Here is a 255-nt window from a genome sequence, read left to right as displayed (position 1 = left end):
CCTTGGTGACCTTGGCGTCCAGATGGATCTTCATGCCCTGTTTTTCGAACTGCTTCTTCGCGAGTGCCGAAATCTCGGCATCCTCGACCGGCATCACCGTCGGCATCACTTCGACGACGGTCACGTCTACGCCGAGCGTGCGGTAGAAGGAGGCGAACTCGATGCCGATTGCCCCAGAGCCCATGACCAGCAGCGACTTCGGCATTTCCTCCGGCTTCATCGCCTCGAAATAGGTCCAGATCAGCTTGCCGTCCG

Annotated in this window: 1 protein-coding gene; it reads right to left on the bottom strand. The window is 59.2% G+C overall.

Annotated elements, in window-relative coordinates:
- On the bottom strand, window positions 1-255 hold a 255-nt coding region (locus IB238_RS24330), incomplete at both ends, for an NAD-binding protein (RefSeq protein WP_192253510.1).

It is taken from the genome of Rhizobium sp. ARZ01, assembly GCF_014851675.1.
Classification (GTDB): domain Bacteria; phylum Pseudomonadota; class Alphaproteobacteria; order Rhizobiales; family Rhizobiaceae; genus Mycoplana.
This window is presented reverse-complemented; position numbering and strand designations above follow the sequence as displayed.